We start from the raw sequence: 24,274 nt of genomic DNA, 5'->3' as shown, positions 1-24,274 counted from the left end.
CAAAGATTATGACAAGGTAGATAGTTCTTGGACCCATTGTGATAAATTTTGTTGATTGGTTTGAATATGTTCGTCTAAATGAGCAGCACTTTTTGCATCTTGCGTGTATTTATACACGTTTTGTAGTGTTGCTTGTACGTCTGTGCTAGCGTATCCTTTTGCTAACATTGATTGAATTAAACGTTCAACCTGTTCACATTCCGCAACCGTTCCGCAGCAATCACTTTGATGATTAGATAAAATATCTTTTAATATATTCATTTGGTGTTCGGCATTTAAAGGCATTAAGCATCATCCTTTCTCGTATGATGCTCTTATTTTTTTCTATCTAAACACAATTATGCATGAGAATGTCGGTTGTTTCGAATAACCGACATTTTCAATGCGTCAAAATACATTAAAGAGGTGCAACATGAGATTACGAAACAAACCTTGGGCAAAAGATAAAATTGCTGAAAATCCCCAATACGTGGTTCCAAACCCAGCAGAGTATAAAGGGAACTGGAAAGAGGTTTTTGGAAGCGAAAATCCTCTCCATATTGAAGTAGGAACAGGAAAAGGCCAATTTTTAGTAGGGATGGCTAAACAAAATCCGCATATCAACTATATTGGAATTGAAATGTATGAAAGTGTCATCTTAAGTGCTCTAGAACGATTGATTGAAGAAGAGCTTCCAAATTTAAAGCTGTTGAATGTAGATGCTAACCAGCTTAGTGAGTTTTTTGCAAAAAATGACGTGGATCGCGTTTATCTCAATTTCTCTGATCCATGGCCAAAAAAGAGACATGCCAAACGCCGTTTGACATACAAAACGTTCTTAAGCATGTATGAAAACCTGCTGGTTGATGGTGGAGAAATTCACTTTAAAACAGATAATCAAGAGCTATTTGAATATTCATTGACAAGCTTTTCAGAATATGGGCTTCTTCTCAAATACATTAGCTTAGATTTGCATAAAAGCGATTTTGAAGGCAATGTTATGACGGAATATGAAGAGAAATTTTCACAAAAAGGCAGCCGTATTTACCGCTGTGAAGTAAAATACCTGAACGAAAAAGACTGAGTTCCTCAGTCTTTTTTTGTTCAAAAAGAGAAGGAGATAGTGATAAAATAAAAAGGAATATAATGGAGGTGCAAAATGGAAACGTTAACAATAGGCGAGTTAAAAGTGACATGGCTTCGTGGAGGGAATAATCATTTAGACGGAGGAGCAATGTTTGGTGTTGTTCCAAAAGAGCTTTGGACAAAAAAATATCCTATCTCAGAAGGAAATCGAATTCCAATGAGGACTGATCCTTTGCTCGTTCAAACTGAAAAACACCTCATGTTAATTGATGCAGGTATAGGGAATGGTATGTTGGATGAGAAAAAAAAGCGTCATTTTGGTGTAACAGAAGAATCATTTATTGCTGAAGATTTACAAAAGTTAGGGTTTACGTGCGAAGATATTACTCATGTCATTATGACGCATCTTCACTTTGATCATGCGTCAGGCTTAACAAAGTGTACCAACGGACATTTTTCCTCTGTTTTTCCAAATGCAAAAATCTTTGTTAGTGAAATCGAGTGGAATGAAATGAGAAATCCTAATATACGTTCTAAAAATACGTATTGGAAACAAAATTGGGAATTTATTCAGCATCAAGTAATAACATTTAGCGATAAAGATGAAATTGTGCCTGGAGTAACGGTTCATCATACCGGCGGTCACAGCGATGGTCATGCTGTAGTTGTATTAAAAGGAAACAATGACATCTTAGTGCACATGGGCGATCTTTTGCCAACACATGCACATCAAAATGTCTTATGGGTAATGGCATATGATGATTATCCAATGACTTCGATTGAACAAAAGCAGCAGTGGCTAGCTTATGCCTATGAGAATCAAGCTTGGCTAAGTTTTTATCATGATGCTTTTTATCGAGCTGTAAAATGGGATAACAAAGGAGAAATAGTTGACGAAATTAAACGGGTGCATTCAGCGTCAATTCAATAATAGAACCGCTTTTTTTATCAATGAAAAACTCGTAATGTTCCTGTTTTGCATCACGTGTTCTGCTAATTCCACCTGTATAACCATAAAAAGAGAGACCATGTTTTTGAATGACTTTAGTCGTTGTTTCAATCCATGAGCCATCGATTGCCCCATTTTGTTTAAAAGCGCTTTTAACAATCGTAAGGGCTTCCGATGAGGAAATTGACGACTTTCTTTTTTGAAGAATATAAGCGCTTGCAAATCCGACTGCAGCTCCTGCTATTAGTTGAGTCCATTTCACGTTATTCACCTGCTTTTTAAGGATATGTTTTCATCATTATATCAAATTGTCGAATGCTTTGTTAAGTTGAGTTGTAGAAGAGAAGGACGGAACTAGCAACTATTTCCGGTTTTCGATACAATAAAGAAAATGATACATAAAGGAGAGTATATATGAACAATGAAACGCTATCTCTATTTAAAACATTAACGGAGTTACCAGGTGCCGCTGGAAACGAACATCAAGTACGTTCATTTATGCGCTCGCAAATTGAACCCCTTGTAGATGAAGTCATTCAAGATGGGTTAGGAAGTTTATTCGGCGTTCGCTATAATGAGGAAAAAGGTCCTAAAGTAATGGTAGCGGGACATATGGACGAAGTAGGATTTATGGTGACGTCTGTAACAGATAAAGGAATGCTTCGTTTTCAAACTCTAGGAGGATGGTGGAGTCAAGTACTGCTAGCTCAGCGCGTCCATGTTGTTACAAAAAAAGGTTCTATCACCGGCGTAATTGCTTCTATCCCTCCTCATTTATTAGACGAATCACAGCGCAACAAGCCAATGGCCATTAAAAATATGATGATTGATGTGGGCGCAGATAGTAAGCAGGAAGTAGCAGAAATGGGCATTCGTCCTGGCGATCAAATTGTACCGATTTGTCCGTTTACGCCAATGGCAAATGAAAAGAAAATACTGGCGAAAGCATGGGATAACCGCTATGGGTGCGGACTTGCGATTGAATTATTAAAAGAAGTAAAAAATGAAAAATTGCCAAATATCTTATATTCTGGAGCTACTGTGCAAGAAGAAGTAGGACTTCGCGGTGCTCAATCAGCTGCGAATATGATTAAACCGGATTTGTTTTATGCACTAGATGCTAGTCCAGCTAACGATACATCAGGCGACAAAAATGCGTTTGGACAATTAGGAAAAGGCGTATTACTTCGTATCTTTGACCGTACGATGGTCACACATAGAGGAATGAGAGAATTTATTTTAGATACAGCTGAGACAAACAGCATCCCTTATCAATACTTTGTTTCTCCAGGAGGTACGGATGCAGGGCGCGTTCATACTTCTAATAATGGAGTTCCTTCTGCGGTCATCGGCGTATGTTCACGTTATATTCATACTCATGCTTCTATGATTCATGTAGATGACTATGCAGCTGCAAAAGAATTACTAGTCAAACTTGTACGTTCTACAGACCAAACAACGCTCGATACGATTAAGCAAAACGGATAAAAAAGAACAAAGCAGCTGCTTTTGCGGTTGCTTTGTTTCATAATGACAGGAGAAAAAAATGAAAATTGCAATCGGAACGAAAAATCCAACAAAAGTAAATGCAGTAAAAAAAGTATTTGGAGATACTTTTACATATGTAGAGGTAGCCGTGCAGTCCGGGGTGTCGCCACAGCCTTTTTCTGACGAAGAAACCATCCAAGGAGCGGTTAATCGCGCGCGTGCTGCTGTGAAAGAGACAGGTGCTGATATTGGTATTGGGCTTGAAGGAGGGGTGCAGGAAACGCCTCATGGCTTATTCCTTTGCAATTGGGGAAGTCTTGTTACCTCTCAGGACCTTGAACCGATTTTAGGTGGAGGGGCTCGTATTCGGCTTCCTGAAGCGGTAGCCGGTATGCTTCGTCATGATAAAAAAGAATTAGCCGAAGCTATGGAAGTGTATACAAACCAAAAGAATATTCGAAAAAAAGAAGGAGCAATCGGTATTTTCACCAATGGGAATTTAGATCGGACCGCTATGTTTTATCAGGTTGTTTTAATGCTAAAAGGACAGCTTGATTTTAGGAAAAATCAAGCTGTTCAATAGGAAATTTCTTTGTAACCCTTTATAATAGAAAAGCATCAGTGTATGATAGTTGCAACAACTCATATACTATGTTTTGATGTAGAAGGATTAAATAATGTATAGGGCTTTAGCCGTTTAAATACGAAAGTAAAAGAAAAAGTGGAGGAAAGAAAAATGGAAAAAATGCAAACAATTGAACAATACAAAGAAATCATTAAAGAAGGAAAACATATCATGATGTTTTCAGCAGACTGGTGCCCAGATTGCCGAGTAATCGAGCCCGTGCTCCCAGAAATTGAGGCGAATCATAGCGAGTATACATTTCACTATGTCGACCGCGACGACTTTATCGATCTTTGTGCAGAATTAAGCATCTTTGGAATTCCAAGCTTTGTTGGTTACAGCAACGGAGAAGAAACAGGGCGTTTTGTCAGCAAAGACCGTAAAACAAAAGAAGAAATTGAAGAGTTTATTAACGGCTTAAATGCATAAATCAAGTGAAGACTGATAGCGATCTACAGCTATCAGTCTTCATACATAAAAATGAGAAAAGGAGGCGTAAATATGGCGAAAATGAATAGTCAAAAGATGAGAAAACTACTAGAAGAGCGATTAACGGGTGCGGATTGGTCATTTTTATTTGATCGTGAAAAAGATACGCTGCGCGTTGAACATCAGGAAACGAAAAAAGGTGTAACCATTTCTTTACCTGGGCTAATTGCAAAATGGGAAGAAAAAAAGGAAGCGGCTCTAGATGAAATGGTATATTATATAAAAGAAGCTCTTCGTGTTATGAACGATGAACAGCAGGTAACGGGAAAAGAAAAGCGCATTTATCCAGTTATTCGCTCAACGTCTTTTCCAGATAAATCGAATGAAGACGTGCCGTTGATTTATGATGAACATACAGCTGAAACACGCATTTATTATGCGCTTGATTTAGGCAATACATATCGTCTATTAGATGAGAAACTAATTCGTAAGGAAAATTTAGATCTATCCGCAGTGCGGGAAATGGCTAAATTTAATCTTCGCTCTTTGCCGATTTCACATAAAAAAGATACGGTAGCAGGCAATGACTTTTATTTTGTAAATCAGAACGATGGATACGATGCAAGCCGAATTCTTAACGAGGCATTTTTGCAAGATTTTGCTTCTAGTGTTTCGGGCACAATGGCTGTAGCAGTACCTCATCAAGATGTGCTGATTCTAGCTGATATCCAAAACGAAACGGGTTATGATATTCTTGCGCAAATGACCATGAGCTTTTTTGCAAGTGGACGTGTACCCATCACAGCTCTTTCATTTTTATACGAAAACGGTGAGCTAGAACCTATTTTTATTCTAGGGAAAAATCGCAGTAAAGGACGGGACTAATTATGAATCTTTTTTATAATAAAGAAGGTATCGGCGATACGTTAATCGTCAAGCTAGAAGATATCGCAATTGAAAATCGCACGTTTGAAACAAAAGGCGACGTTGTGCGTATCTTTGATCAAAAATCAAATACAACAGCTGGCTATAACATTTTTCATGCTTCTTCTAAGTTAAAAGTAGAGGGAAATGGTTCTCTTGAATTAACAGAAGAAATGGTCGAAGAAGTAAATCGTGTACTTAGCGAAAGCGGTTTTGAAGGTAAACTTGAAGTGGATTTATCTCCTAAATTTGTAGTGGGATACGTTCAAGAAAAAGAAAAGCATCCGAATGCAGATAAGCTGAACATCTGTAAAGTAGATGTTGGCACAGAAACACTTCAAATTGTGTGTGGAGCACCAAATGTAGACGCAGGTCAAAAAGTCGTGGTAGCAAAAGTAGGAGCGGTTATGCCAAGTGGTATGATCATTAAAGATGCAGAGCTGCGCGGTGTGCCTTCTTCAGGTATGATTTGCTCTGCTAAAGAGCTGGCGCTTCCGAACGCTCCTCAAGAAAAAGGAATTCTAGTACTTGAAGACAAATATGAAGTAGGTCAGCCTTTTCAAGCATAAAAGCAGAGTGCGATACTGATTTATAGGGCAAAAGCATGATGTTTTTTTACACGTATATTTCAAAGCGTTACAGTTGCTGAAAAGCAATTGTCAATTCTTAAAAAGGTTTGATAAAATTAAAAGCCACTAGTATATACTAGTGGCTTTTTTCGCGTTTAATTATGAGTGCTAACTAGACGCAAAAAAATATTTTTGCAAAGAGGAATTTTACTGTATAAATAAGGGAAGCAAAATAGTAGATTTTATAGTAAGAGTTCAAGCATACGTGATAGAATGATAAATGAAAAGATAGTATATATATCCATCTCAGAGAATACTTTGAGGCCAAAGGTAAATAAAGGATGCATGGATAGCTTTTTGTAGATATCGCAGCACTGCGGTATAAGAGGCTACACGAAGTAAGATAGTCTGATAGAAAGAGTGATAAAAATGGGTTTTGTACGAAAAGTAATGGATTATTTACTAGGATACGAAGTGAAAGAAATTGTTGTAGACGAACATGGAAATACAACGGAAGAATACCCTTTAAATAGAGAAAAAACAATTCCTAAAAAGAAGGCTCCTAAGCCTAAACAAATGCAGTCAGTTCATCAAAAGCCAGTGATGAAAGCAGCGCCAAAACCTTCTGTTCCACACTCAGCCAGAACGCAAAAGCGGAGTTACAGTGAAGAACAGCAAGATGTTCATACAAAAGTAGCTTATCAATATCCAAAAGGAACGTTTCGTTTTCCTTTAATTGATGATACGGGAGAAGCAAAAAAGGCAGCACCGCCTAAAAATGAACCAAGGCTTGTAACAAAAAAGGCACCGGCTCCGTTTTATCAAGAGCCTGTTCGCAAGTCGGCGCTAACACAGCCTAAGTCAGTATCTCAGCCGTTAAAAACGGTATCTGAAAAGAAAGAAGCGGTTCCGCAAGTAAGAAAACGTCCGTTTCGTCCGACTGAAATTCCTTCACCTGTCTATGGGTTTAATAAGCGGCCTTCTAATGTTGGACAAAACGGAAGTGAGGAAGTAGTAGAATATGAGCTTCCGAGTACACAGTTATCAAAAGCAGCGTTTGAAGATGAAATTTACCGACGAGCGATGAATACAGCTGTTGTAGAGCCGTTAAGAAAACCAGTTTCTAAGCCTATGGCCGAAGAAGCACCGATTCAAGAAACAGAAGAAATGATGCAACTGTCTTCTCAGCGTTTTGCTCAGTGGAAGCAATATGAGGAAAATCAAAAAGAGAAGCTATCATTTCCTGAAGAAAAGCCAAGTTCTTCAGTAGCCGTAAAAGAACAAGAAGAGGTGCCAACTTTTGAAGAATCACACGCGGTCGAACCGTTAGTCGGACAAGAGAGCACTCTTGACTGGGATTTAGCGAAAGGTATGACAGCGCCCGAAGAAGTTCCAATTTCAGAGGAAACGCGTCCGTCTGAACCATCAGTTTCTCTCCAACAAGAGATAGGAAATGAGACTGAAGAAGTAGAAACGTTGATGGACGGAAGCGCAGGGTTTTTACAAGCAGCAGAAGCAGCAGAAGCAGCAGAAGAAGTAGAAGTACTAAAGCCTAGAAAGAAAGAAGAAGCTCCAGCTGCTGAGAAAGAAAGTGACGTCATTCTAGAAGAGCCAGCAAACAGTGTTCATATGGAAGCAGAACATGAGCTGAATTCTGAAAGTTTAAATTCATCGCAACCCGCAGCTGATGAATGGCAACCAGAAGCGGCATCGGCTGTTGTTCACCAAGAACTTGAAAATTCGGTGATAAAAGAGGAAGAGAGCAGTATGCAGGAAAGTCAAGAGTTACAAGAACAAGTACAGCAAGAGTCAACTGTAGAACCTCTTGTACCTGCAGAACAGCCAGGAAATGCTGAACGAGTTCGCGGTAAGCGATTAGTACCTTTTAACGTGATGATGCTGAAAAAAGACCGCACAAAGATGAATAACAGCCCTCGAGAAAAAAGTCAGCCGTCTCAAGGTTCATACCAAAGGCAGGAGACAGAAGCTCTGCAAAAAAAAACGGAAGTAAGTAGGCAAGAAGAAGTTCACGGTGAAAAAACCAAAGAAGCAGTTCCGCAGGCTTCGTTAAAAGCTGAAGAACCTGTAAATGTAAAGGCTTCTTCTCCTTATGCATTTCCTGGAATGAACTTGCTTAACATTCCTCCAGCTACTATTGAAGAAGATAATCAATGGGCGGATGAGCAGCGTGAGCTTTTGGATATGACATTAAAAAACTTTAACGTTCGAGCTAAGGTCGTAAACGTCACGCAAGGTCCTACCGTGACCAGATTTGAAGTACATCCTGAACCCGGTGTGAAAGTGAACAAAATTACGAATTTAACAGATGATATTAAACTGAGCCTAGCCGCGCGTGATATCCGAATTGAAGCGCCAATTCCAGGGAAAAATACGATTGGAATTGAAGTGCCAAATCGTCAAAGTAAGCCGGTGTTAATTCGTGAAATTTTGAGGCATCCTTCTTTTAGAAAAGATAACTCTCCTTTAACGGTGGCGTTAGGGTTAGATATTTCAGGAACGCCGGTTGTGACTGACTTGAATAAAATGCCTCATGGTTTGATTGCCGGAGCGACAGGGTCTGGTAAAAGCGTGTGTATTAATACTATTATCGTCAGCTTGCTTTATAAAGCTGCGCCGCACGAAGTCAAGCTTATGTTAATTGACCCTAAAATGGTTGAGCTAGCTCCTTACAACGGTATTCCGCATTTAGTCAGCCCGGTTATCACGGATGCTAAAGCAGCTACTACAGCTTTAAAATGGGCAGTAGAGGAAATGGAGCGCCGTTATGAATTGTTTGCACATGCGGGCGTACGTGATATTACAAAATACAACGAACGTGTAAAAGAACATAATGAAAAAAGCGGGGAGCTCCCATATCTAGTTATTATTATTGATGAACTTGCCGACTTAATGATGGTATCTCCTGGGGAAGTAGAGGAAGCTATTTGCCGTATTGCACAAAAGGCAAGAGCATGTGGCATTCACTTATTGCTTGCAACGCAGCGTCCTTCCGTAGATGTGATTACGGGCTTAATTAAAGCGAATGTGCCAACGCGTATTGCATTTTCTGTTTCTTCGCAAGTTGATTCACGTACAATTATCGACACAGGGGGAGCAGAGAAGCTGCTAGGTAAAGGTGATATGCTGCTTCTTGAAAACGGCTCTTCTAAAAGCGTTCGCATTCAAGGGAACTTTGTTTCAGATGAAGAAATTGACCGCGTTGTAGATCATGTCAAAAAACAAATGAAGCCAACATACCTATTTGATCAAGAAGATTTGTTGAAAAAGCAGCAAAGCTTTGCTTCAAATGAAGAAGATGAGCTTTTCTATGAAGCATGCGAGTTTGTGCTAGACCAAGGCGGTGCATCTACTTCCAGTCTGCAAAGACGCTTCAGAATGGGGTACAATCGCGCTGCGCGCCTAATTGATATGATGGAGCAGCAAGGAATTATTTCAGAAGCAAGAGGAAGCAAGCCGAGAGATGTGCTCATTACCGAAAACGAGCTTCAGGAAATGGAAAGTCAAACAGCCACTTCTACATTTTAAGCTGTTTTTCTACATGTAGGTTAAAAAAGAGGCTATGCAAGATCAGCAGGATACAGCATTGTGTGAGTTAACGCTCTGTCACTGTATCCGTCGCCTCTTTTTTTTCTGCTTTAAGTTCGTTTATACAGAATTTGAGTAGAGATTTTGGAAGAAATCCATGAAGAAAAAAAGGAAAAGGTTTGTCAGAACTAGTAAAATGATTTACTATATGTAAGGATAATGTGTGTGTTGCTTTTTTAGCATGTGATAGTTTGCTATCATTTCTCACCAGCAGAAACATATGAGCTGAAGGCGTATAAAGAGGACAAACTAAAATAATTAGAGTACGAGTGAAGAGTAATGAGAGAAGAAAATCATGAACTGATTAACTTTAATGAAATTCGTGAACAAAAGCAGCTTCAGTCTGATAATGCTATTTGCGACTTTTACAATCAATATTTCTTTTTTGTGAACCGCTATACGAATATACGAGAAAAAGTGCGGGCTTCACATTTATTTAAAGAGTTAGTAAACTTACCTCATGAGGCGCCTCTGTCTGATTCCTATGAACAATTATTTTTTCAGTGGTTTGCATTTGAATATGTAACCATTCAGGGGAAAACCCTGCTGCAGCTTTTTTTAGCTGATCAGGCGAAGCAGAAAACAGAGTCGTTTTTGATTCAAGGAGCCTTTTTTTTGACGAGTGTACTAGAGCCAATTATTGTGTCTAAAGTACCTAATTCGTTTTTCTTAAAAGGATATACCCCATTGACAAATGAGCAGGTTATCATCAAAGATGTAAGAGGAAGATTTGCAAATTTAGAGGAACAACAAGTAATTTGGATTCGAAAAATAAAATCAATCGGATATGACGTGTTAATTGACTCTTTCTTTTTAGGACATAAACAACGCATTGAACAGTTAGTAACGCAATATAATGACAAAAAAAATGCAATGACATGGCGCTCATTTTTAAAACAGCAGGCTATATACTATGTGATGAAGCCAAAATAAAAGGCCGTTTCGCAAGGGAAGAGAGTAGAAATGGAGTCATGGAGTTATGTTATAAGAAGTGATATAATGTACGGATGTTATCGTGAAATCAGCAATCAAACGACATTTATATACGTTTGTAAGAGCAATTCTAGATAACCGTCATATACTGTCTTACAGATAGACGAATGTTGGAGGTTCTTTATATGACAGTTTACCATTTTGTAGGTATTAAAGGAACAGGAATGAGTGCGCTTGCGCAAATCCTAAACGATATGGGCTTTCAAGTTCAAGGATCGGATATTGAAAAAGAAATTTTTACGCAAAAAGCACTAGAACAGCAGGGAATTCCTGTTTTACCATTTGATAAAAATAATATTAAAGACGGCATGACTGTAATTGCAGGAAATGCTTTTCCTGATACGCATGAGGAAATTGCAGAAGCAGCTTCAAAAGAAGGAGTCAAGCTTGTACGCTATCACCGTTTCTTAGGTGACTTTATGAAACAGTATACGAGTGTAGCCGTAACAGGAGCACACGGAAAAACATCCACAACGGGTATGTTAGCGCATGTGATTCAAGGAGCTGAACCTACTTCATATTTAATTGGAGACGGTACGGGTAAAGGTGTAAAAGACAGCAAGTATTTTGCGTTTGAGGCATGTGAGTATCGCCGCCACTTCTTATCTTATACGCCAGACTATGCAATTATGACGAATATTGATTTTGATCACCCTGATTATTTTGCCAATATCGACGATGTATTCAGCGCGTTCCAAGAGATGGCACTTCAAGTCAAAAAAGGAATTATTGCCTGTGGTGATGATGAACATCTGCAGCAAATTCAGGCGAAGGTACCTGTTCTTTATTATGGATTAGGCGAAGAAAATGATTTCCAAGCACGTAATATCGTAAAAAGCACAACAGGCACAACATTTGATGTGTTCGTTCGTAATACATTCCACGCATCATTTGAAATTCCAGGGTATGGCGACCATAACATCTTAAATGCACTTTCTGTTATTGCACTTTGTCATTATGAAGAAATTGACGTTGCTGTGCTGCAAGAGCGTTTTAAAACATATCAAGGTGTAAAACGTCGTTTCAGTGAAAAGAACGTTGGCAAACAAGTGCTAATTGATGATTATGCACACCATCCAACGGAAATTAATGCAACGATTTCAGCTGCTCGTCAAAAGTATCCAAACCGTGAAGTTGTGGCTGTTTTCCAACCGCATACTTTTACGCGTACACAAACGTTCTTAGAGGACTTTGCAGCAAGCTTACAGCACGCTGATAAAGTATATCTATGTGATATTTTTGGATCAGCTCGTGAGCATCAAGGTAAGTTATCAATTGAAGATTTACGAAGCAAAATCAGCGGAGCTGAATTAATTAATGAAGAAACAATTGAATCGTTAAAAGACCATAATGAAGCTGTATTAGTATTTATGGGTGCTGGAGACATTCAAAAGTTTGAAAAACTATATCAGCAAACCGTATCATAAAAAAAAGGCACTCAGGAGAGTGCCTTTTTTATTTCAAAACTCATTTTAAATTTTCAGGATTTAACGCTTTTAATTCTTCAATGACAAATAACCCGTCTTTACGAATTAACACGTCATCGAAATAAATCTCACCGCCGCCGTATTCTGGGCGCTGAATCATCACCATATCCCAGTGAATATTTGACTTGTTTCCATTATACGCATCTTCGTAGCACTCGCCAGGAGTGAAGTGGAAACTTCCGTCAATTTTTTCATCAAATAAGATGTCTTGCATTGGATGTTGAATATATGGATTTACGCCAATCGCAAATTCGCCAACAAAACGTGCGCCTTCATCCGTATCAAAAATGCCGTTGATGCGTTCTGTATCATTAGCGGTTGCTTCAACAATCTTACCGTTTTTAAATGTTAAGGATACATTCTCAAACGTAAAGCCTTGATAGTTAGAAGGAGTGTTGTAAGAAATTGTTCCGTTTACAGAATCACGTACAGGAGCCGTGTATACTTCACCGTCCGGAATATTCATTTCCCCGGCACACTTCACTGCAGGAATATCTTTAATAGAGAACGTTAAGTCTGTATTCTCACCTGTTAAACGCACTTTGTCCGTACGGTTCATGAGCTCAACCAAAGCATCCATCGCTTTGCTCATTTTGCCATAGTCTAAGTTACATACATCAAAATAAAAATCTTCAAATGCTTCTGTACTCATTTTAGCAAGCTGCGCCATTGAATCGTTTGGATAGCGAAGAACAACCCATTTTGTTTTTGGAACGCGAATTTCTCTATGTACTTTTTTACCGATCGTATTCCCTTGGATTTTCATTTTATCTGCCGGAACATCTGATTGTTCAAAAATGTTTGAACCAGAACGCAAGCCAATATAAGCATTCATTTCTTTCATCACATTTGCTTCGAAGTCTGCCATCATATTGAACTGCTCTTCTTGTGCACCGTTTAAAAGAGCGCGGTCTACCGAATGATCTTTTAGCAGTACAAATGGATAACCACCCGCCTTGTACGCTTCATCTACAAGTGCTGTCACAAGTTCGCGCTGAAGTCCAAAGTTTTCGATTAATACTTTTTCTCCTTTTTGAAGGCGAACAGAATAATTAATTAAATTTTTAGCTAATGTCGCAATTCTAGGGTCTTTCATAAATAGTGCCTCCTTAAAATAGCAATGATTGGTGATTCACTTTCTATTGTACCCCACTGAGCTTATTTTGTTTGTTTTTATGCTTTAAAATCCTTTTTTTCTTTAGGAAGGGAAATAACTCATATATCGCGAAATAATGTACAATCTTCCCTTTTTCTGAATAAAAGCAGAGAGGATATGGTAAAGTTAAAGAGTCTATAGGGAATAGAAGGTTTAATTGTTTATAAAATTGGGAAAGTAGTTATAACAAGAGAGAAGAAAATAGGAGGTGCCTTGCACAGATGGTTATTATTCTTTATTTAAGCGCTGCTATTGTTGCCATTGCGATTTTTTACCTGGTGGTTTCCGTGTCCAAAACATTGAAATCCGTTCAGCACACATTAAATTCAGTGGCAGGTACTTTAGACGGTGTAGAAAAGCAAATGACAGGAATCACAGCTGAAACAACTGCACTTTTACATAAGACTAATCTGTTAGCTGAAGATATTCAGCGTAAATCCGAAGCGCTGAACACAGTGGTGGATTCTGTTAAAGGCGTAGGTGACTCAATCCAAGACCTAAATAAGTCTATTAAAAGCGTATCATCAAGTGTTTCAGAGAAAGTAGAAGAAAATAAAGAAACCGTTGCTCAAGTTGTTCAATGGAGCAATGTTGCATTAGACGTATGGGAACGTATAAAATTAAGAAAACAGAAAAAAGTTGAAGCAGAGCCTGTACCTGTTGAAGTAAAAGAAAAAGCGGTTCAACGCTCACGCTCATTTTCATAAGGATGAACTTTAAAGGAGGAGACGCATATGTCAAACAAACCAAATAAACCAAACAACACTTCAAATAAAGGCTTTTTAGTAGGAACAGTGATTGGAGGAGTTGTAGGAGCTGCAACGGCATTACTACTTGCTCCAAAATCAGGTAAAGAGTTCCGTTCTGATTTAAATGAGCAGGCAGCTTACGTTCGTTTAAAAACAGAGCAAGCGAAAAACAGCGCTGTTGAAAAAGGACAAGGGTTTGCTCAAACGGCTAAAGAAAAAACAGCTGGTTTATCACAAACACTGTCTGAGCAATCTTCACAAGTAGTGGACAAGGTGAAAAACTTCCGTAAAGTAGATCCTGAACACGAAGCATTACCGCCAACAAGCTTAGAAGTGCTTGCTGATGAAGTTGAGTCTCAAAGCAACGAAGACGTTCAGCAAAAGCTAACAGAAGCTCAAAAAGCACTAGATGAAGTGGAAAGCACAGTGCCACGGCCATAATAAAGAATCAAAAGCGTTTACCGTATAGGGTGAACGCTTTTTTTGTATGTAATTTAGGTTGGATAACAACAAGTAAATAATCGTTTCATTGCAGAAAAAAACCCCACCTTATAAATGAATTTATGAGCATCATACATAAAGCTGAGCACTCTTTTTGTATGGAAACGCTCAAACCATGTAAACTTAAGAGTAAGTATAGAAAGGGTGAAAAAAATGAAAAAAATTTCAACAGTTGAAGAGTTCGAACAAGTTGTAAAGGAAAACAATCGCTTTTTATTTTTAAAACACAGTACAACGTGTCCAATTAGTGCAGCTGGTCATGAGGCATTTTCAGCATTTGCTTCTAGTCATGAAGACATTCCTTCTTATTATCTTCATGTTCAAGATTCACGTGATGTATCTAACTATATCGCTGAGACCTATGAAGTGAAGCATGAATCACCTCAAGCGCTTCTGTTTGAAGATGGAAAAGTGAAGTGGCATGCTTCTCACTGGAACATTAATGAAGACGAATTAGCGAAAAACGTAGCTCACTAACCGAAAAAGTATTTTAGTAAAAGAAAAATCCGAACATTAATCGTTCGGATTTTTTCATTGAAAGGGTGAACGTAGGTTTACTGTATGACAAGCAATCCATAATAGATTGTTTATTCCATTTTTTCGCCTTTAGATTGGAGCGATTTAGCTATGCCTCAACCTCTTTTTTTTATAAGCTGATTGCGGTTTCATCCGCTTTTTCGTACAATAGATGTAGTTTAGCACATAAAAGCAGAGAAGCCCCTTACATATATCCTCCATCATCTATCATCTTATGTAGTAACCCTGCTAAACGGATTTTTTAAAATCAGTGAAAGGGTGGACGTACATGACGAATTCAAATCTTCAGCATTTGCGATCTCAAATTGACGAAGTAAATATGAAACTGTTAATGCTTATTAATGAGCGAGGCGAGCTTGTTCAAGAAATAGGAAAGTTAAAAGGCATGCAGTCAACCAAACGGTTTGATCCCGTTCGTGAACGAGCAATGCTTGATGCGATTTTAAGCAAGAATGAAGGACCGTTTCAAACGTCTACGCTTCAACATATTTTCAAAGAGATTTTCAAAGCTCATTTAGAGCTTCAAGAAGATGATCATCGTAAAGCACTTCTTGTATCCCGTAAAAAGAAGCCGGAAAATACAATTGTTACGGTAAAAGGAGAAACAATTGGTGACGGACTTCAGCGTTTTGTAGCAGGACCTTGTTCCGTTGAAAGCTATGAGCAAGTAGCAGCCGTAGCAAAAGTCGTGAAGCAGCAGGGTGTGCGGATGCTTAGAGGCGGAGCCTACAAGCCAAGAACATCTCCTTATGATTTTCAAGGCCTTGGCTTAGAAGGATTGCAAATTTTAAAAAGAGTAGCTGACGAATACGATTTAGCCGTTATTAGTGAGATTGTCGACCCCGCTGATATTGAAACAGCTGTAGAATACGTAGATGTGATTCAGATTGGTGCTCGTAATATGCAAAACTTTGAGCTGTTAAAAGAAGCGGGTGCGATGAAGAAGCCTGTCTTATTAAAGCGAGGCTTAGCCGCTACGATTGATGAGTTTATTAATGCTGCTGAATACATTGTGTCAAAAGGAAATGATCAGCTGATTTTGTGTGAACGAGGAATTCGTACGTATGAGCGAGCAACGCGAAATACGCTGGATATTTCAGCTGTTCCCATTTTAAAACAAGAAACTCATTTACCTGTTTTAGTCGACGTCACCCATTCAACGGGAAGACGAGATTTACTTGTTCCAACGGCTAAAGCAGCTCTTGCCATCGGTGCAGATGGAATTATGGCAGAAGTTCATCCAGATCCTGCGGTAGCACTTTCTGATTCAGCTCAGCAAATGGATATCCCGCAATTTACAGAATTTATGAAGCAGCTAAAACCTATATGTAACTTAAATTTATAAAAAAACGTAAAAATGAAAAATTCGTATACTTTTATGACAAGTTTGAGGCACTTAATGGTTTCAAGCTTGTTTGCCTTTCGTTATAATAAAGATAAGCGAAATTATCACGTATTTTGAAAACAGTCGATAACTTTTGTCAAAATAGGAAAGAATAAGTGCAAATCCAAAAAACAAGAATTTATGAAATTCTCGTGAAACTTGTCGGAAAAAGGCGGTAAATACGTTGCGATGAAGCACATAGTATCGTATAGTAGTTACAGATATTCGCTATCATTCTGTGATTGCATATGATATAAATTCGCGATTCACTTTTTTTATTTACTTAATATACACCGTCTTTTACATTGTTACATATAAACTGGTAAAATTGTCTTTGTCACGTAATAATAAGGGCATAACAGGAATGATTTAGATGCATACAGGGTATCTAAGCTGTATGTAAGAGTGAAGGAGCTAGAAATAGCCATTCTATAAAGGAAGATGGATTTATATACGTAAATACAAGAAATGAAATAAGGATAAAATAAACGAAATGTTTTTCGATAAGGAGTGTTTGTTGTGAACGTAACAATTTATGATGTAGCAAGGGAAGCAAGCGTGTCGATGGCAACGGTTTCTCGTGTGGTAAACGGAAATCCAAATGTAAAACCATCAACTAGAAAAAAAGTATTAGAAACAATTGAAAGACTAGGCTATCGTCCGAACGCAGTAGCGCGTGGATTAGCAAGTAAAAAAACAACGACAGTAGGAGTTATCATTCCTGATATTTCAAATATTTTCTATGCAGAGTTAGCGCGTGGAATCGAAGATATTGCAACAATGTACAAATATAATATCATCTTAAGTAACTCCGATCAAAATCAAGATAAAGAACTTCACCTTTTAAATAACATGCTTGGTAAACAAGTAGATGGAATCATCTTCATGAGTGGGAATGTAACGGAAGAACACGTAGAAGAGCTAAAAAAATCACCGGTTCCAGTTGTCCTTGCAGCATCAATCGAATCAACTAACCAAATCCCATCTGTAACTATTGATTATGAACAAGCAGCTTTTGATGCAGTGCAATCACTAATTGACAGCGGTCATAAAAATATTGCATTCGTTTCAGGTACGTTAGAAGAACCGATCAATCATGCGAAAAAAGTAAAAGGGTACAAGCGTGCTCTTACGGAAAGCGGATTGCCTGTACGTGATTCTTATATTGTAGAAGGAGACTACACGTACGATTCAGGTATTGAAGCGGTTGAAAAACTATTAGAAGAAGATGAAAAACCAACTGCTATTTTCGTTGGAACGGATGAAATGGCATTAGGCGTTATTCACGGGGCACAAGACCGCGGGTTGAATGTACCAAACGATCTAGAAGTTATCGGTTTTGATAACACAAGACTTTCAACAATGGTTCGTCCTCAGTTAACATCTGTTGTACAGCCAATGTATGATATTGGTGCAGTAGCGATGCGTCTCTTAACAAAATACATGAACAAAGAAACGGTAGACAGCAGCATTGTACAGCTTCCTCACCGCATCGAGTTCAGACAATCAACAAAATAATACCTGTGAATGAATAAGAACGAATCCAAGTTCAGACACGGGGAGATAGAATATGAAAAAAATTGATATGCTCACACCTATAGGGATACTAATTGGTATCTCTATGGTTGTGTTTGGGGTTATTTCAAGTGGGGGAATGAGCGGTTTTTTAGCTTTTATTGATGTACCATCGATTTTAATTGTACTGGGAGGCGTTTTTGGTACGCTGTGCGTGAGCTTTCCTTTAAAACAATTAAAAAATATGGGAAGAGTAGGGAAACAAGCGTTTCAATCGAAAGAAATAAACGTAGAAGAAATTGTAGGAACATTTGTACATTTATCGGAGAAAGCGCGTCGAGAAGGGCTTCTATCGTTAGAAGCAGAACTTGAACAAATCGATGATTCATTTGTGAAAAAAGGTATTTTGCTAGCCATTGATGGAGTAGAACCAGAAATGATTCGAGAGCTTCTTGAAGCTGAAATAGCTGCAGTGGAAGAAAGACATGCGAGAGGTCGAAGTATGTTTGAAAAAGCAGGCGATTATGCCCCCGCTTGGGGAATGATTGGGACGCTCGTTGGGCTAGTGCTAATGCTTAAAAGCCTTAATACTCCTTCGTCGCTTGGGCCTAACATGGCAATTGCTCTTTTAACGACTTTCTACGGGGCGCTGCTTTCAAACTTGTTTTTTCAGCCAATCGCAGCTAAATTAGCTGGTAAAACGGAGCATGAGCTTTTTGTTAAAGAAGTGATTATTGAAGGTGTCATCGGCTTGCTGGCGGGTCAAAATTCTCGCTTTGTGCAAGCAAAGCTAAAAGTATTTGCCCCTGTTGAAAAACGAAAGCTGGAAGAAAAGAGAGAACACGTTCGTGAAGCGTAGAAGAAAAAGGTATTCGGCACAGTCGCCAAAATGGATGGTAACATTTGCTGATTTGGTGACGTTAATATTAGTTTTTTTTATTTTACTATTTTCAATGTCTAGCGTTGATAATCAAAAGTTTCAGACCGTTGTCAATTCGCTTACAAGCGGTGGCTCATTAGCTTCTGTAGAAAAGAGCCAGCAGTCTCAAAAGCTGGATAACATTTTAGCGAAAGTGCAGGGCTACCTGAAGGAAAATAAGCTTCAGAATGTCATTACTGCTAAGCGAGATAAACGCGGAGTTGTGCTTATTTTACAAGAACAGGTGCTGTTTGAAACAGGACAAGCGGACATTTTGAAAAAAGGTACTCCTTTTCTAGATGAATTAGGAAGGTTATTCAGTACTATTCCAAATGATATTAAAGTAGAAGGTCATACCGACAATCGACCCATTCACACCTATCGTTATCCATCTAATTGGGAACTATCGGCAGCGCGTGCTAGCGGCGTCATACGTTATTTAACGAACCATTTTTCTCTTTCTGCTAACCGCTTTGAAGCACTTGGATATGGAGATACAAAGCCGCTTGTTCCGAACACGTCTAATGACAATCTACAAAAAAATAGACGCGTCGAAATTATTATTTCAGATCCCGAAGCACAGTGAAAAAGGCCATACGCTTGTATAGCCTTTTTTTAAGAATGAGATGTATGAGAACGAATAGGATAAAGAGCGCGCTCAAGAGTTTGAGCGTTTTTTTCTGTTATTTCTGGTTTTCTTGGAATTGGCTGATAGATATTAGGTTCATCATCCCACTGCGTGCAAACGGGGTGGGGCGATACTTTTGTCCATTTTTCAAGCCATGACAGAGGAAGCATGCCTTCTGCCTTTCGTTCAATCATTTCAAGCCAAATGAATGACCAAGCCCGAGGAACAACCCGCCAAATATCATAACCTCCTCCGCCAACCGCAATCCATCTTCCCTGACAGTATTCATGGGCAATTTCATGAGCAATTTTAGGAATCTCACGGTATATTTTCGTGGTGCCGCATAAATGAGTGAGCGGATCGTAATAATGAGAATCGGCTCCATTTTGTGTCAAGATAACATCTGGTTTAAAAAAAGCAGCTACTTCTTTTAAAGAGGTCTTATAAACGTCGAGCCAAGACTCATCTTCGGTATAAGCATCAACAGGCACATTAAATGAATAACCATAGCCTTCACTGTGCCCGCGTTCGTTAACGTTTCCCGTACCTGGAAACAAGTAGCGTCCCGTTTCATGAATGGAAAGAGTACAAACGGAAGGGTCGTCATAAAATGTCCATTGAACGCCGTCACCATGGTGAGCATCTGTATCGACATAGAGAACGCGCGCGTTGTACTTTTGCTGCATATATTTGATGGCTACCGCGCTATCGTTATAAATACAGAAGCCGGAAGCTTTTCCTCGAAAGCCGTGGTGCAATCCTCCTCCTAAATTTAGAGCATGCTTAGCTTTTCCAGTCATCACATAATCTACAGCAGTAAGTGTACCTCCAACTAAAAATGCACTGGCTTCATGCATGTTGGGAAACATAGGTGTATCTTCTGTTCCAAGACCAAAATCTGCTGCTTTTTCAACAGAAAGCTCGCCGCTTCCTGCTAATTTTACCGCTTGAATATAGCTAGTATCATGGACAAGCTGAAGTTCTTCATCAGATGCCATCCGCGGTAATACAATATCTTGATTGCCTAAAGCGCCAAATTCCCGTAACAGTTCATATGTTAGTTGAACACGAAGCTGGTTAAACGGATGATTATTGCTGAATTTGTACGAAAGAATATCATCTGAATAAATAAATACAGCATTACTAGTCATTACGTCATCTCCGGTAATTTAGGCCACAACACCTCATAGCCGTTTTCTTTTAATGTATTTATACTAATTAATGGATTAATAGCTTGAATGCGAAGCACAAGGATTTTATATCGTTCATCTACATCAGGGTAGACAAGTACGCTTAAGATGTTTGTTCTCGTTGAACCAAAAAGGGATGTAACTTCAGCGAGCACGCCAGCCTTGTTTTCTACTTTTATTTCAATTTGTGAACCTGGTTTATTGGTACCGGTAAGCTGAATAAACGTATGTAATAGATCTCTCTCGGTAACAACTCCTACTAACCGCTTGTTTTTTGTGACGGGAATACAACCGATTTGATGTTCATAAAAAATACTTGCAATTTCTTCAACAAAATCAAGAGGGTGAGCTGTAATGACTTCTGTTTGCATAATCATCCGCACAGGCTCGGATAGAAGAGCAGACGTATAAGTATTATCTAAAATAGATGGACTTGCATCTCTTACGTCTCGATCAGAAATGATGCCAACTACGTGATGAAGGTCATTAACGATAGGAATATGTCTAATCTTATGTGTATCTAAAAGTTTCATAGCTTCAGCAATCGTATGGTCGGGGGTTAAGGTAACGAGATCGGTTTTCATCATTTCTTCAACAATCATCAGACACGGCTCCTTTTCTTAAAGGTCAGCTTAATACATAAAGCGATTTCGAAAGCGCAGGCTATCAAATTCTTGCATGCTTTCTTGAGGTACTCTTCTCCCAATTCTTACCATCAAACAATTAGCAGGGTGGGAGCTGATTTCCGGATCATCTGTGGCAAACCACGTAAGTCCGCCTTTATTCATCATTTTCTCCATAATTTTGCGGTAATCCCACACATTTAGCCCTGTTCCTTTTAAATCCCAATGCCAGTAATATTCTGTCGTAATGACAATATAATCTTCCATTGCATCATCCATCATAGATACGATAAGCAAGTTTTTACCAACAGCGTAGCTGCGAAATGGAGCAGCTACCTCTATAGCTCCTAATTCGATTAAATTCTCCATATTTCCTTCCGACCATCGTTCTAGAGGATCGGGATATAAAAAGGTTACGTAACCAATGATTGTATGATGATGGCGAGCAATAATGATTCTACCTTCAGGCAAGTTGGCAATCTCGATCAATGCTTCTTTTTGCTGTTCAGGTGGACGAAAGGCCGTTAGTTGCTCATGAAAATCAAGTTGTTGCAAGGTCTGTGAGGAGACAGGTCCTTCAATAACAATTGCTCCAACAGCTGTTTTTAGTTCTTTCATATTGTATGTTTGGGAATGTTTCACATGAATCACCACCTTCAAGCAGTCTTATCTGTATTATAATATAAAAAAAACTCTGTATTAAAGCGTTTTCAAAAAATTAAATAAAAGAAAAGGAGTTTTTTTAAAAACATAGAATAGAAAATTAAAAGAGATTCTTGTTAATTCGACACTTATATAAACAAGGTTGTCATATAACAAGGGAGACTATTATCCCAATTCCGACAAATAATTTTTATAAAATTGTGAAAAGTCTATTTTTGTTATATAATAGGTTTGTAAATTTTATACATAAGGGGGAGTTTGTGATGAAGGTGGAAGCGCTTCCTGTAATTGAAGGGGTATACAACTTACAGGACTACGATAAAACGTATCAAACCTTTGACTGGTCACAAGTGGAGAAGGAATTTTCATGGCATGAAACAGGTAAATTAAATGCAGCTTATGAAGCAATTGATAAGCACGCAAACTCTACGCGTAAAAATAAAGTTGCGCTTTATTATCGAGATGCGCAGCGCAATGAAAAATATACATTCAAAGAAATGAAAGAATGGTCAAACAAGGCCGCAAACGTGCTAAAACAAGCAGACGTAGAGAAGGGAGATCGCGTGTTTATTTTTATGCCTCGCTCTCCGGAACTTTATTTTGCATTGTTAGGAGCGGTGAAGCTTGGCGCTATTGTTGGGCCTTTATTTGAAGCGTTCATGGAAGGTGCAGTAAAAGATCGTTTGCAAGACAGTGATGCAAAAGTGTTAATTACAACGCCTGAACTGCTGAGCCGCGTTCCGGTGAAAGATTTGCCAGCTTTAAAACACATTCTCCTTGTAGGGGGAAATGTAGAAGAAGAAGGCATTCAACTAGATTTTCTAAAGCGATTAGAAGCGGCGAATAAAGAGGTGGAAATTGAGTGGGTAGATAGAACAGATGGTATGCTGCTTCATTATACATCAGGTTCAACTGGCAAACCAAAAGGCGTACTTCATGTTCACAACGCAATGCTTCAGCACTATCAAACTGCAAAGTGGGTACTCGACTTAAAAGATGACGATGTGTATTGGTGTACAGCAGATCCCGGTTGGGTAACGGGGACTTCCTATGGAATTTTTGGTCCTTGGCTTGCTGGAGCAACCAATGTGATTGTAGGAGGACGCTTTAGTCCAGATGCATGGTATCAAGCACTTGAAGATTTTGGCGTAACGGTTTGGTACAGTGCACCTACAGCTTTTCGTATGCTAATGGGTGCTGGTGATGACTTAGTTAAACGCTATGATTTAAGCAATCTCAGACATGTATTAAGTGTGGGAGAACCGTTAAATCCTGAAGTGGTACGCTGGGGAATGAAGGTGTTCCAAAAACGTATTCATGATACGTGGTGGATGACTGAAACTGGCGGTCAGACGATTTGTAATTATCCGTCCATGAAAATTAAGCCAGGATCTATGGGGAAACCAATTCCAGGCGTACAAGCAGCAATCGTTGACGATCAAGGGCAAGAGCTTCCACCTTATCGAATGGGGAACTTAGCAATTAAAAAAGGCTGGCCATCTATGATGCATACGATTTGGAACAACAAAGAAAAGTATGAGTCATATTTTATGCCAGGTGATTGGTACGTATCAGGTGATTCGGCGTATATGGATGAAGAAGGTTATTTTTGGTTCCAAGGCCGAATCGATGATGTTATTATGACGGCAGGAGAACGCGTGGGTCCATTTGAAGTAGAAAGTAAGCTTGTTGAACATCCTGCTGTAGCAGAAGCGGGTGTTATTGGTAAGCCTGACCCTGTGCGCGGGGAAATTATTAAAGCATTTATCGCACTTAGAGATGGGTATGAATCTTCAGATGAACTGATTGAAGATATTCGTCAATTTGTGAAAAAAGGGTTAGCTGCTCATGCAGCCCCGCGTGAAATCGAGTTTAAAGATAAGCTACCTAAAACACGAAGTGGTAAAATTATGCGTCGCGTTTTAAAAGCGTGGGAATTAGATTTGCCAACGGGCGATTTGTCAACGATGGAAGACTAAGGAGTAAATGTTTCAATCTTTGTAGGGAAAATAAGTGATTTTTATAAAGTTCAAACAGCCAGCTGTTTGAACTTTTTTTTGGACTTGAATTTTAAAATAAAATCATTCATAATTGTGGGGTGTAAACTTTTAAATAAAATAAACTGCAGTGATAGGAAGAAGTAATACTTGTCTCCCTGTTTAAGAGAGCTGATGGTTGCTGAAAATCAGTACATAGACAAATATGAAATACGTCCTTGAGCATCTTTTGTGAACTTACAGTAGCAAAAGACGGGTAGACCGTTACATCATTTAA

At 38.8% G+C, this 24,274-nt stretch carries 24 protein-coding genes and 1 other annotated feature (1 of these 25 running past the window's edge); of the genes, 18 read left to right on the top strand and 6 right to left on the bottom strand.

The window, feature by feature from the left end; translation table 11 throughout:
- Positions 1–6: 6 nt before the first annotated feature.
- Positions 7–285, bottom strand: a complete 279-nt coding sequence (locus tag BG04_RS09220; RefSeq protein ID WP_013059510.1) for a YtzH-like family protein — start codon at positions 283–285, stop codon at positions 7–9.
- 127 nt (positions 286–412) lie between these two features.
- Here BG04_RS09220 and trmB point away from each other — a divergent pair, with 127 nt between their 5' ends.
- Both trmB and BG04_RS09210 read left to right on the top strand, forming a co-directional pair.
- Positions 413–1,063, top strand: a complete 651-nt coding sequence (gene trmB, locus BG04_RS09215) for a tRNA (guanosine(46)-N7)-methyltransferase TrmB (protein WP_034648626.1) — start codon at positions 413–415, stop codon at positions 1,061–1,063.
- A gap of 75 nt (positions 1,064–1,138) precedes the next feature.
- Positions 1,139–1,996, top strand: coding sequence for a YtnP family quorum-quenching lactonase (locus BG04_RS09210; protein ID WP_034648627.1), 858 nt, complete (start codon positions 1,139–1,141; stop codon positions 1,994–1,996).
- Here BG04_RS09210 and BG04_RS09205 read toward each other — a convergent pair.
- Positions 1,965–2,276, bottom strand: a complete 312-nt coding sequence (locus BG04_RS09205; RefSeq protein WP_034648628.1) for a peptidase — start codon at positions 2,274–2,276, stop codon at positions 1,965–1,967. The genes BG04_RS09210 and BG04_RS09205 overlap by 32 nt on opposite strands.
- Positions 2,277–2,428: 152 nt before the next feature.
- On the opposite strand from BG04_RS09205, the gene BG04_RS09200 reads away from it, so the two are divergent.
- The 8 genes from BG04_RS09200 to murC all read left to right on the top strand — a co-directional run bounded on the left by BG04_RS09200 (position 2,429) and on the right by murC (position 12,075).
- Entirely contained in the window at positions 2,429–3,502 is a 1,074-nt protein-coding gene (locus tag BG04_RS09200) for a M42 family metallopeptidase (RefSeq protein ID WP_016765750.1), read from the top strand.
- 58 nt (positions 3,503–3,560) lie between these two features.
- Positions 3,561–4,085 carry a DUF84 family protein gene (locus BG04_RS09195; RefSeq protein WP_034648629.1) on the top strand — a complete coding sequence of 175 codons (525 nt, stop codon included), beginning with the start codon at positions 3,561–3,563 and terminating at the stop codon, positions 4,083–4,085.
- 153 nt (positions 4,086–4,238) lie between these two features.
- A complete protein-coding gene (locus tag BG04_RS09190; RefSeq protein WP_013059504.1) occupies positions 4,239–4,556 on the top strand; it encodes a thioredoxin family protein in 318 nt (105 codons plus the stop codon).
- Positions 4,557–4,628: 72 nt separating this feature from the next.
- Positions 4,629–5,441, top strand: a complete 813-nt coding sequence (locus tag BG04_RS09185; protein ID WP_014457994.1) for a DUF1444 domain-containing protein — start codon at positions 4,629–4,631, stop codon at positions 5,439–5,441.
- Between the two features lie 2 nt (positions 5,442–5,443).
- Positions 5,444–6,049 carry a YtpR family tRNA-binding protein gene (ytpR, locus tag BG04_RS09180; RefSeq protein ID WP_013085234.1) on the top strand — a complete coding sequence of 202 codons (606 nt, stop codon included), beginning with the start codon at positions 5,444–5,446 and terminating at the stop codon, positions 6,047–6,049.
- A 429-nt stretch (positions 6,050–6,478) separates the two neighbouring features.
- Positions 6,479–9,595: a DNA translocase FtsK gene (locus BG04_RS09175; RefSeq protein ID WP_034648630.1), complete on the top strand. Its 3,117-nt coding sequence runs from the start codon at positions 6,479–6,481 to the stop codon at positions 9,593–9,595.
- 339 nt (positions 9,596–9,934) lie between these two features.
- On the top strand, positions 9,935–10,588 hold the full coding sequence (locus BG04_RS09170) for a hypothetical protein (protein WP_034648632.1): 654 nt from the start codon (positions 9,935–9,937) through the stop codon (positions 10,586–10,588).
- 185 nt (positions 10,589–10,773) lie between these two features.
- Positions 10,774–12,075 carry a UDP-N-acetylmuramate--L-alanine ligase gene (murC, locus tag BG04_RS09165; RefSeq protein WP_013059499.1) on the top strand — a complete coding sequence of 434 codons (1,302 nt, stop codon included), beginning with the start codon at positions 10,774–10,776 and terminating at the stop codon, positions 12,073–12,075.
- A gap of 40 nt (positions 12,076–12,115) precedes the next feature.
- Here the strand turns inward: murC and BG04_RS09160 are convergent, their stop codons facing one another.
- Positions 12,116–13,231, bottom strand: a complete 1,116-nt coding sequence (locus BG04_RS09160; protein ID WP_013085232.1) for an aminopeptidase — start codon at positions 13,229–13,231, stop codon at positions 12,116–12,118.
- 281 nt (positions 13,232–13,512) lie between these two features.
- Here BG04_RS09160 and BG04_RS09155 point away from each other — a divergent pair, with 281 nt between their 5' ends.
- The 7 genes from BG04_RS09155 (at position 13,513) to motS (ending at position 19,482) form a co-directional block, all read left to right on the top strand.
- Positions 13,513–13,998: a DUF948 domain-containing protein gene (locus BG04_RS09155; RefSeq protein ID WP_013085231.1), complete on the top strand. Its 486-nt coding sequence runs from the start codon at positions 13,513–13,515 to the stop codon at positions 13,996–13,998.
- A gap of 27 nt (positions 13,999–14,025) precedes the next feature.
- Positions 14,026–14,481, top strand: coding sequence for a YtxH domain-containing protein (locus BG04_RS09150; RefSeq protein ID WP_013059496.1), 456 nt, complete (start codon positions 14,026–14,028; stop codon positions 14,479–14,481).
- Between the two features lie 213 nt (positions 14,482–14,694).
- Positions 14,695–15,018 carry a bacillithiol system redox-active protein YtxJ gene (gene ytxJ / locus BG04_RS09145; protein WP_013059495.1) on the top strand — a complete coding sequence of 108 codons (324 nt, stop codon included), beginning with the start codon at positions 14,695–14,697 and terminating at the stop codon, positions 15,016–15,018.
- 328 nt (positions 15,019–15,346) lie between these two features.
- Positions 15,347–16,423, top strand: a complete 1,077-nt coding sequence (locus BG04_RS09140; protein ID WP_034648633.1) for a bifunctional 3-deoxy-7-phosphoheptulonate synthase/chorismate mutase — start codon at positions 15,347–15,349, stop codon at positions 16,421–16,423.
- Between the two features lie 558 nt (positions 16,424–16,981).
- Complete coding sequence (ccpA, locus tag BG04_RS09135) at positions 16,982–17,980, top strand: catabolite control protein A (protein ID WP_013059493.1); 999 nt, start codon at positions 16,982–16,984, stop codon at positions 17,978–17,980.
- A gap of 52 nt (positions 17,981–18,032) precedes the next feature.
- Positions 18,033–18,836 (top strand): flagellar motor protein MotP, encoded by an 804-nt coding sequence (gene motP, locus BG04_RS09130; RefSeq protein WP_016765742.1) that lies wholly within the window; start codon positions 18,033–18,035, stop codon positions 18,834–18,836.
- Positions 18,826–19,482 (top strand): flagellar motor protein MotS, encoded by a 657-nt coding sequence (gene motS, locus BG04_RS09125; protein ID WP_016765741.1) that lies wholly within the window; start codon positions 18,826–18,828, stop codon positions 19,480–19,482. Before motP ends, motS begins: the two co-directional genes overlap by 11 nt.
- Positions 19,483–19,511: 29 nt before the next feature.
- Here motS and BG04_RS09120 read toward each other — a convergent pair whose 3' ends face one another.
- The 3 genes from BG04_RS09120 to BG04_RS09110 are packed head-to-tail and all read right to left on the bottom strand — an operon-like array spanning position 19,512 to position 21,979.
- Entirely contained in the window at positions 19,512–20,675 is a 1,164-nt protein-coding gene (locus tag BG04_RS09120; protein WP_016765740.1) for an acetoin utilization protein AcuC, read from the bottom strand.
- Entirely contained in the window at positions 20,675–21,316 is a 642-nt protein-coding gene (locus BG04_RS09115; protein ID WP_016765739.1) for an acetoin utilization AcuB family protein, read from the bottom strand. Before BG04_RS09115 ends, BG04_RS09120 begins: the two co-directional genes overlap by 1 nt.
- 30 nt (positions 21,317–21,346) lie before the next feature.
- A complete protein-coding gene (locus tag BG04_RS09110) occupies positions 21,347–21,979 on the bottom strand; it encodes a hypothetical protein (protein WP_016765738.1) in 633 nt (210 codons plus the stop codon).
- Positions 21,980–22,263: 284 nt separating this feature from the next.
- Here BG04_RS09110 and acsA point away from each other — a divergent pair, with 284 nt between their 5' ends.
- Positions 22,264–23,979, top strand: coding sequence for an acetate--CoA ligase (gene acsA, locus BG04_RS09105; protein ID WP_034648635.1), 1,716 nt, complete (start codon positions 22,264–22,266; stop codon positions 23,977–23,979).
- A 139-nt stretch (positions 23,980–24,118) separates the two neighbouring features.
- Positions 24,119–24,274: a binding site (T-box leader), on the top strand; it runs 55 nt beyond the window's last position.

Origin of the sequence: Priestia megaterium NBRC 15308 = ATCC 14581 (genome assembly GCF_000832985.1) — a bacterium.
In the GTDB taxonomy this organism is placed as follows: Bacteria; Bacillota; Bacilli; order Bacillales; family Bacillaceae_H; genus Priestia; species Priestia megaterium.
This window is presented reverse-complemented; position numbering and strand designations above follow the sequence as displayed.

Coding starts and splice junctions, on each gene's coding strand:
- BG04_RS09220 (WP_013059510.1), bottom strand. CDS start 285: ATGCCTTTAAATGCCGAACACCAAATGAATATATTAAAAGATATTTTA.
- trmB (WP_034648626.1), top strand. CDS start 413: ATGAGATTACGAAACAAACCTTGGGCAAAAGATAAAATTGCTGAAAAT.
- BG04_RS09210 (WP_034648627.1), top strand. CDS start 1,139: ATGGAAACGTTAACAATAGGCGAGTTAAAAGTGACATGGCTTCGTGGA.
- BG04_RS09200 (WP_016765750.1), top strand. CDS start 2,429: ATGAACAATGAAACGCTATCTCTATTTAAAACATTAACGGAGTTACCA.
- BG04_RS09195 (WP_034648629.1), top strand. CDS start 3,561: ATGAAAATTGCAATCGGAACGAAAAATCCAACAAAAGTAAATGCAGTA.
- BG04_RS09190 (WP_013059504.1), top strand. CDS start 4,239: ATGGAAAAAATGCAAACAATTGAACAATACAAAGAAATCATTAAAGAA.
- BG04_RS09185 (WP_014457994.1), top strand. CDS start 4,629: ATGGCGAAAATGAATAGTCAAAAGATGAGAAAACTACTAGAAGAGCGA.
- ytpR (WP_013085234.1), top strand. CDS start 5,444: ATGAATCTTTTTTATAATAAAGAAGGTATCGGCGATACGTTAATCGTC.
- BG04_RS09175 (WP_034648630.1), top strand. CDS start 6,479: ATGGGTTTTGTACGAAAAGTAATGGATTATTTACTAGGATACGAAGTG.
- BG04_RS09170 (WP_034648632.1), top strand. CDS start 9,935: ATGAGAGAAGAAAATCATGAACTGATTAACTTTAATGAAATTCGTGAA.
- murC (WP_013059499.1), top strand. CDS start 10,774: ATGACAGTTTACCATTTTGTAGGTATTAAAGGAACAGGAATGAGTGCG.
- BG04_RS09160 (WP_013085232.1), bottom strand. CDS start 13,231: ATGAAAGACCCTAGAATTGCGACATTAGCTAAAAATTTAATTAATTAT.
- BG04_RS09155 (WP_013085231.1), top strand. CDS start 13,513: ATGGTTATTATTCTTTATTTAAGCGCTGCTATTGTTGCCATTGCGATT.
- BG04_RS09150 (WP_013059496.1), top strand. CDS start 14,026: ATGTCAAACAAACCAAATAAACCAAACAACACTTCAAATAAAGGCTTT.
- ytxJ (WP_013059495.1), top strand. CDS start 14,695: ATGAAAAAAATTTCAACAGTTGAAGAGTTCGAACAAGTTGTAAAGGAA.
- BG04_RS09140 (WP_034648633.1), top strand. CDS start 15,347: ATGACGAATTCAAATCTTCAGCATTTGCGATCTCAAATTGACGAAGTA.
- motP (WP_016765742.1), top strand. CDS start 18,033: ATGAAAAAAATTGATATGCTCACACCTATAGGGATACTAATTGGTATC.
- BG04_RS09120 (WP_016765740.1), bottom strand. CDS start 20,675: ATGACTAGTAATGCTGTATTTATTTATTCAGATGATATTCTTTCGTAC.
- BG04_RS09115 (WP_016765739.1), bottom strand. CDS start 21,316: ATGATTGTTGAAGAAATGATGAAAACCGATCTCGTTACCTTAACCCCC.
- acsA (WP_034648635.1), top strand. CDS start 22,264: ATGAAGGTGGAAGCGCTTCCTGTAATTGAAGGGGTATACAACTTACAG.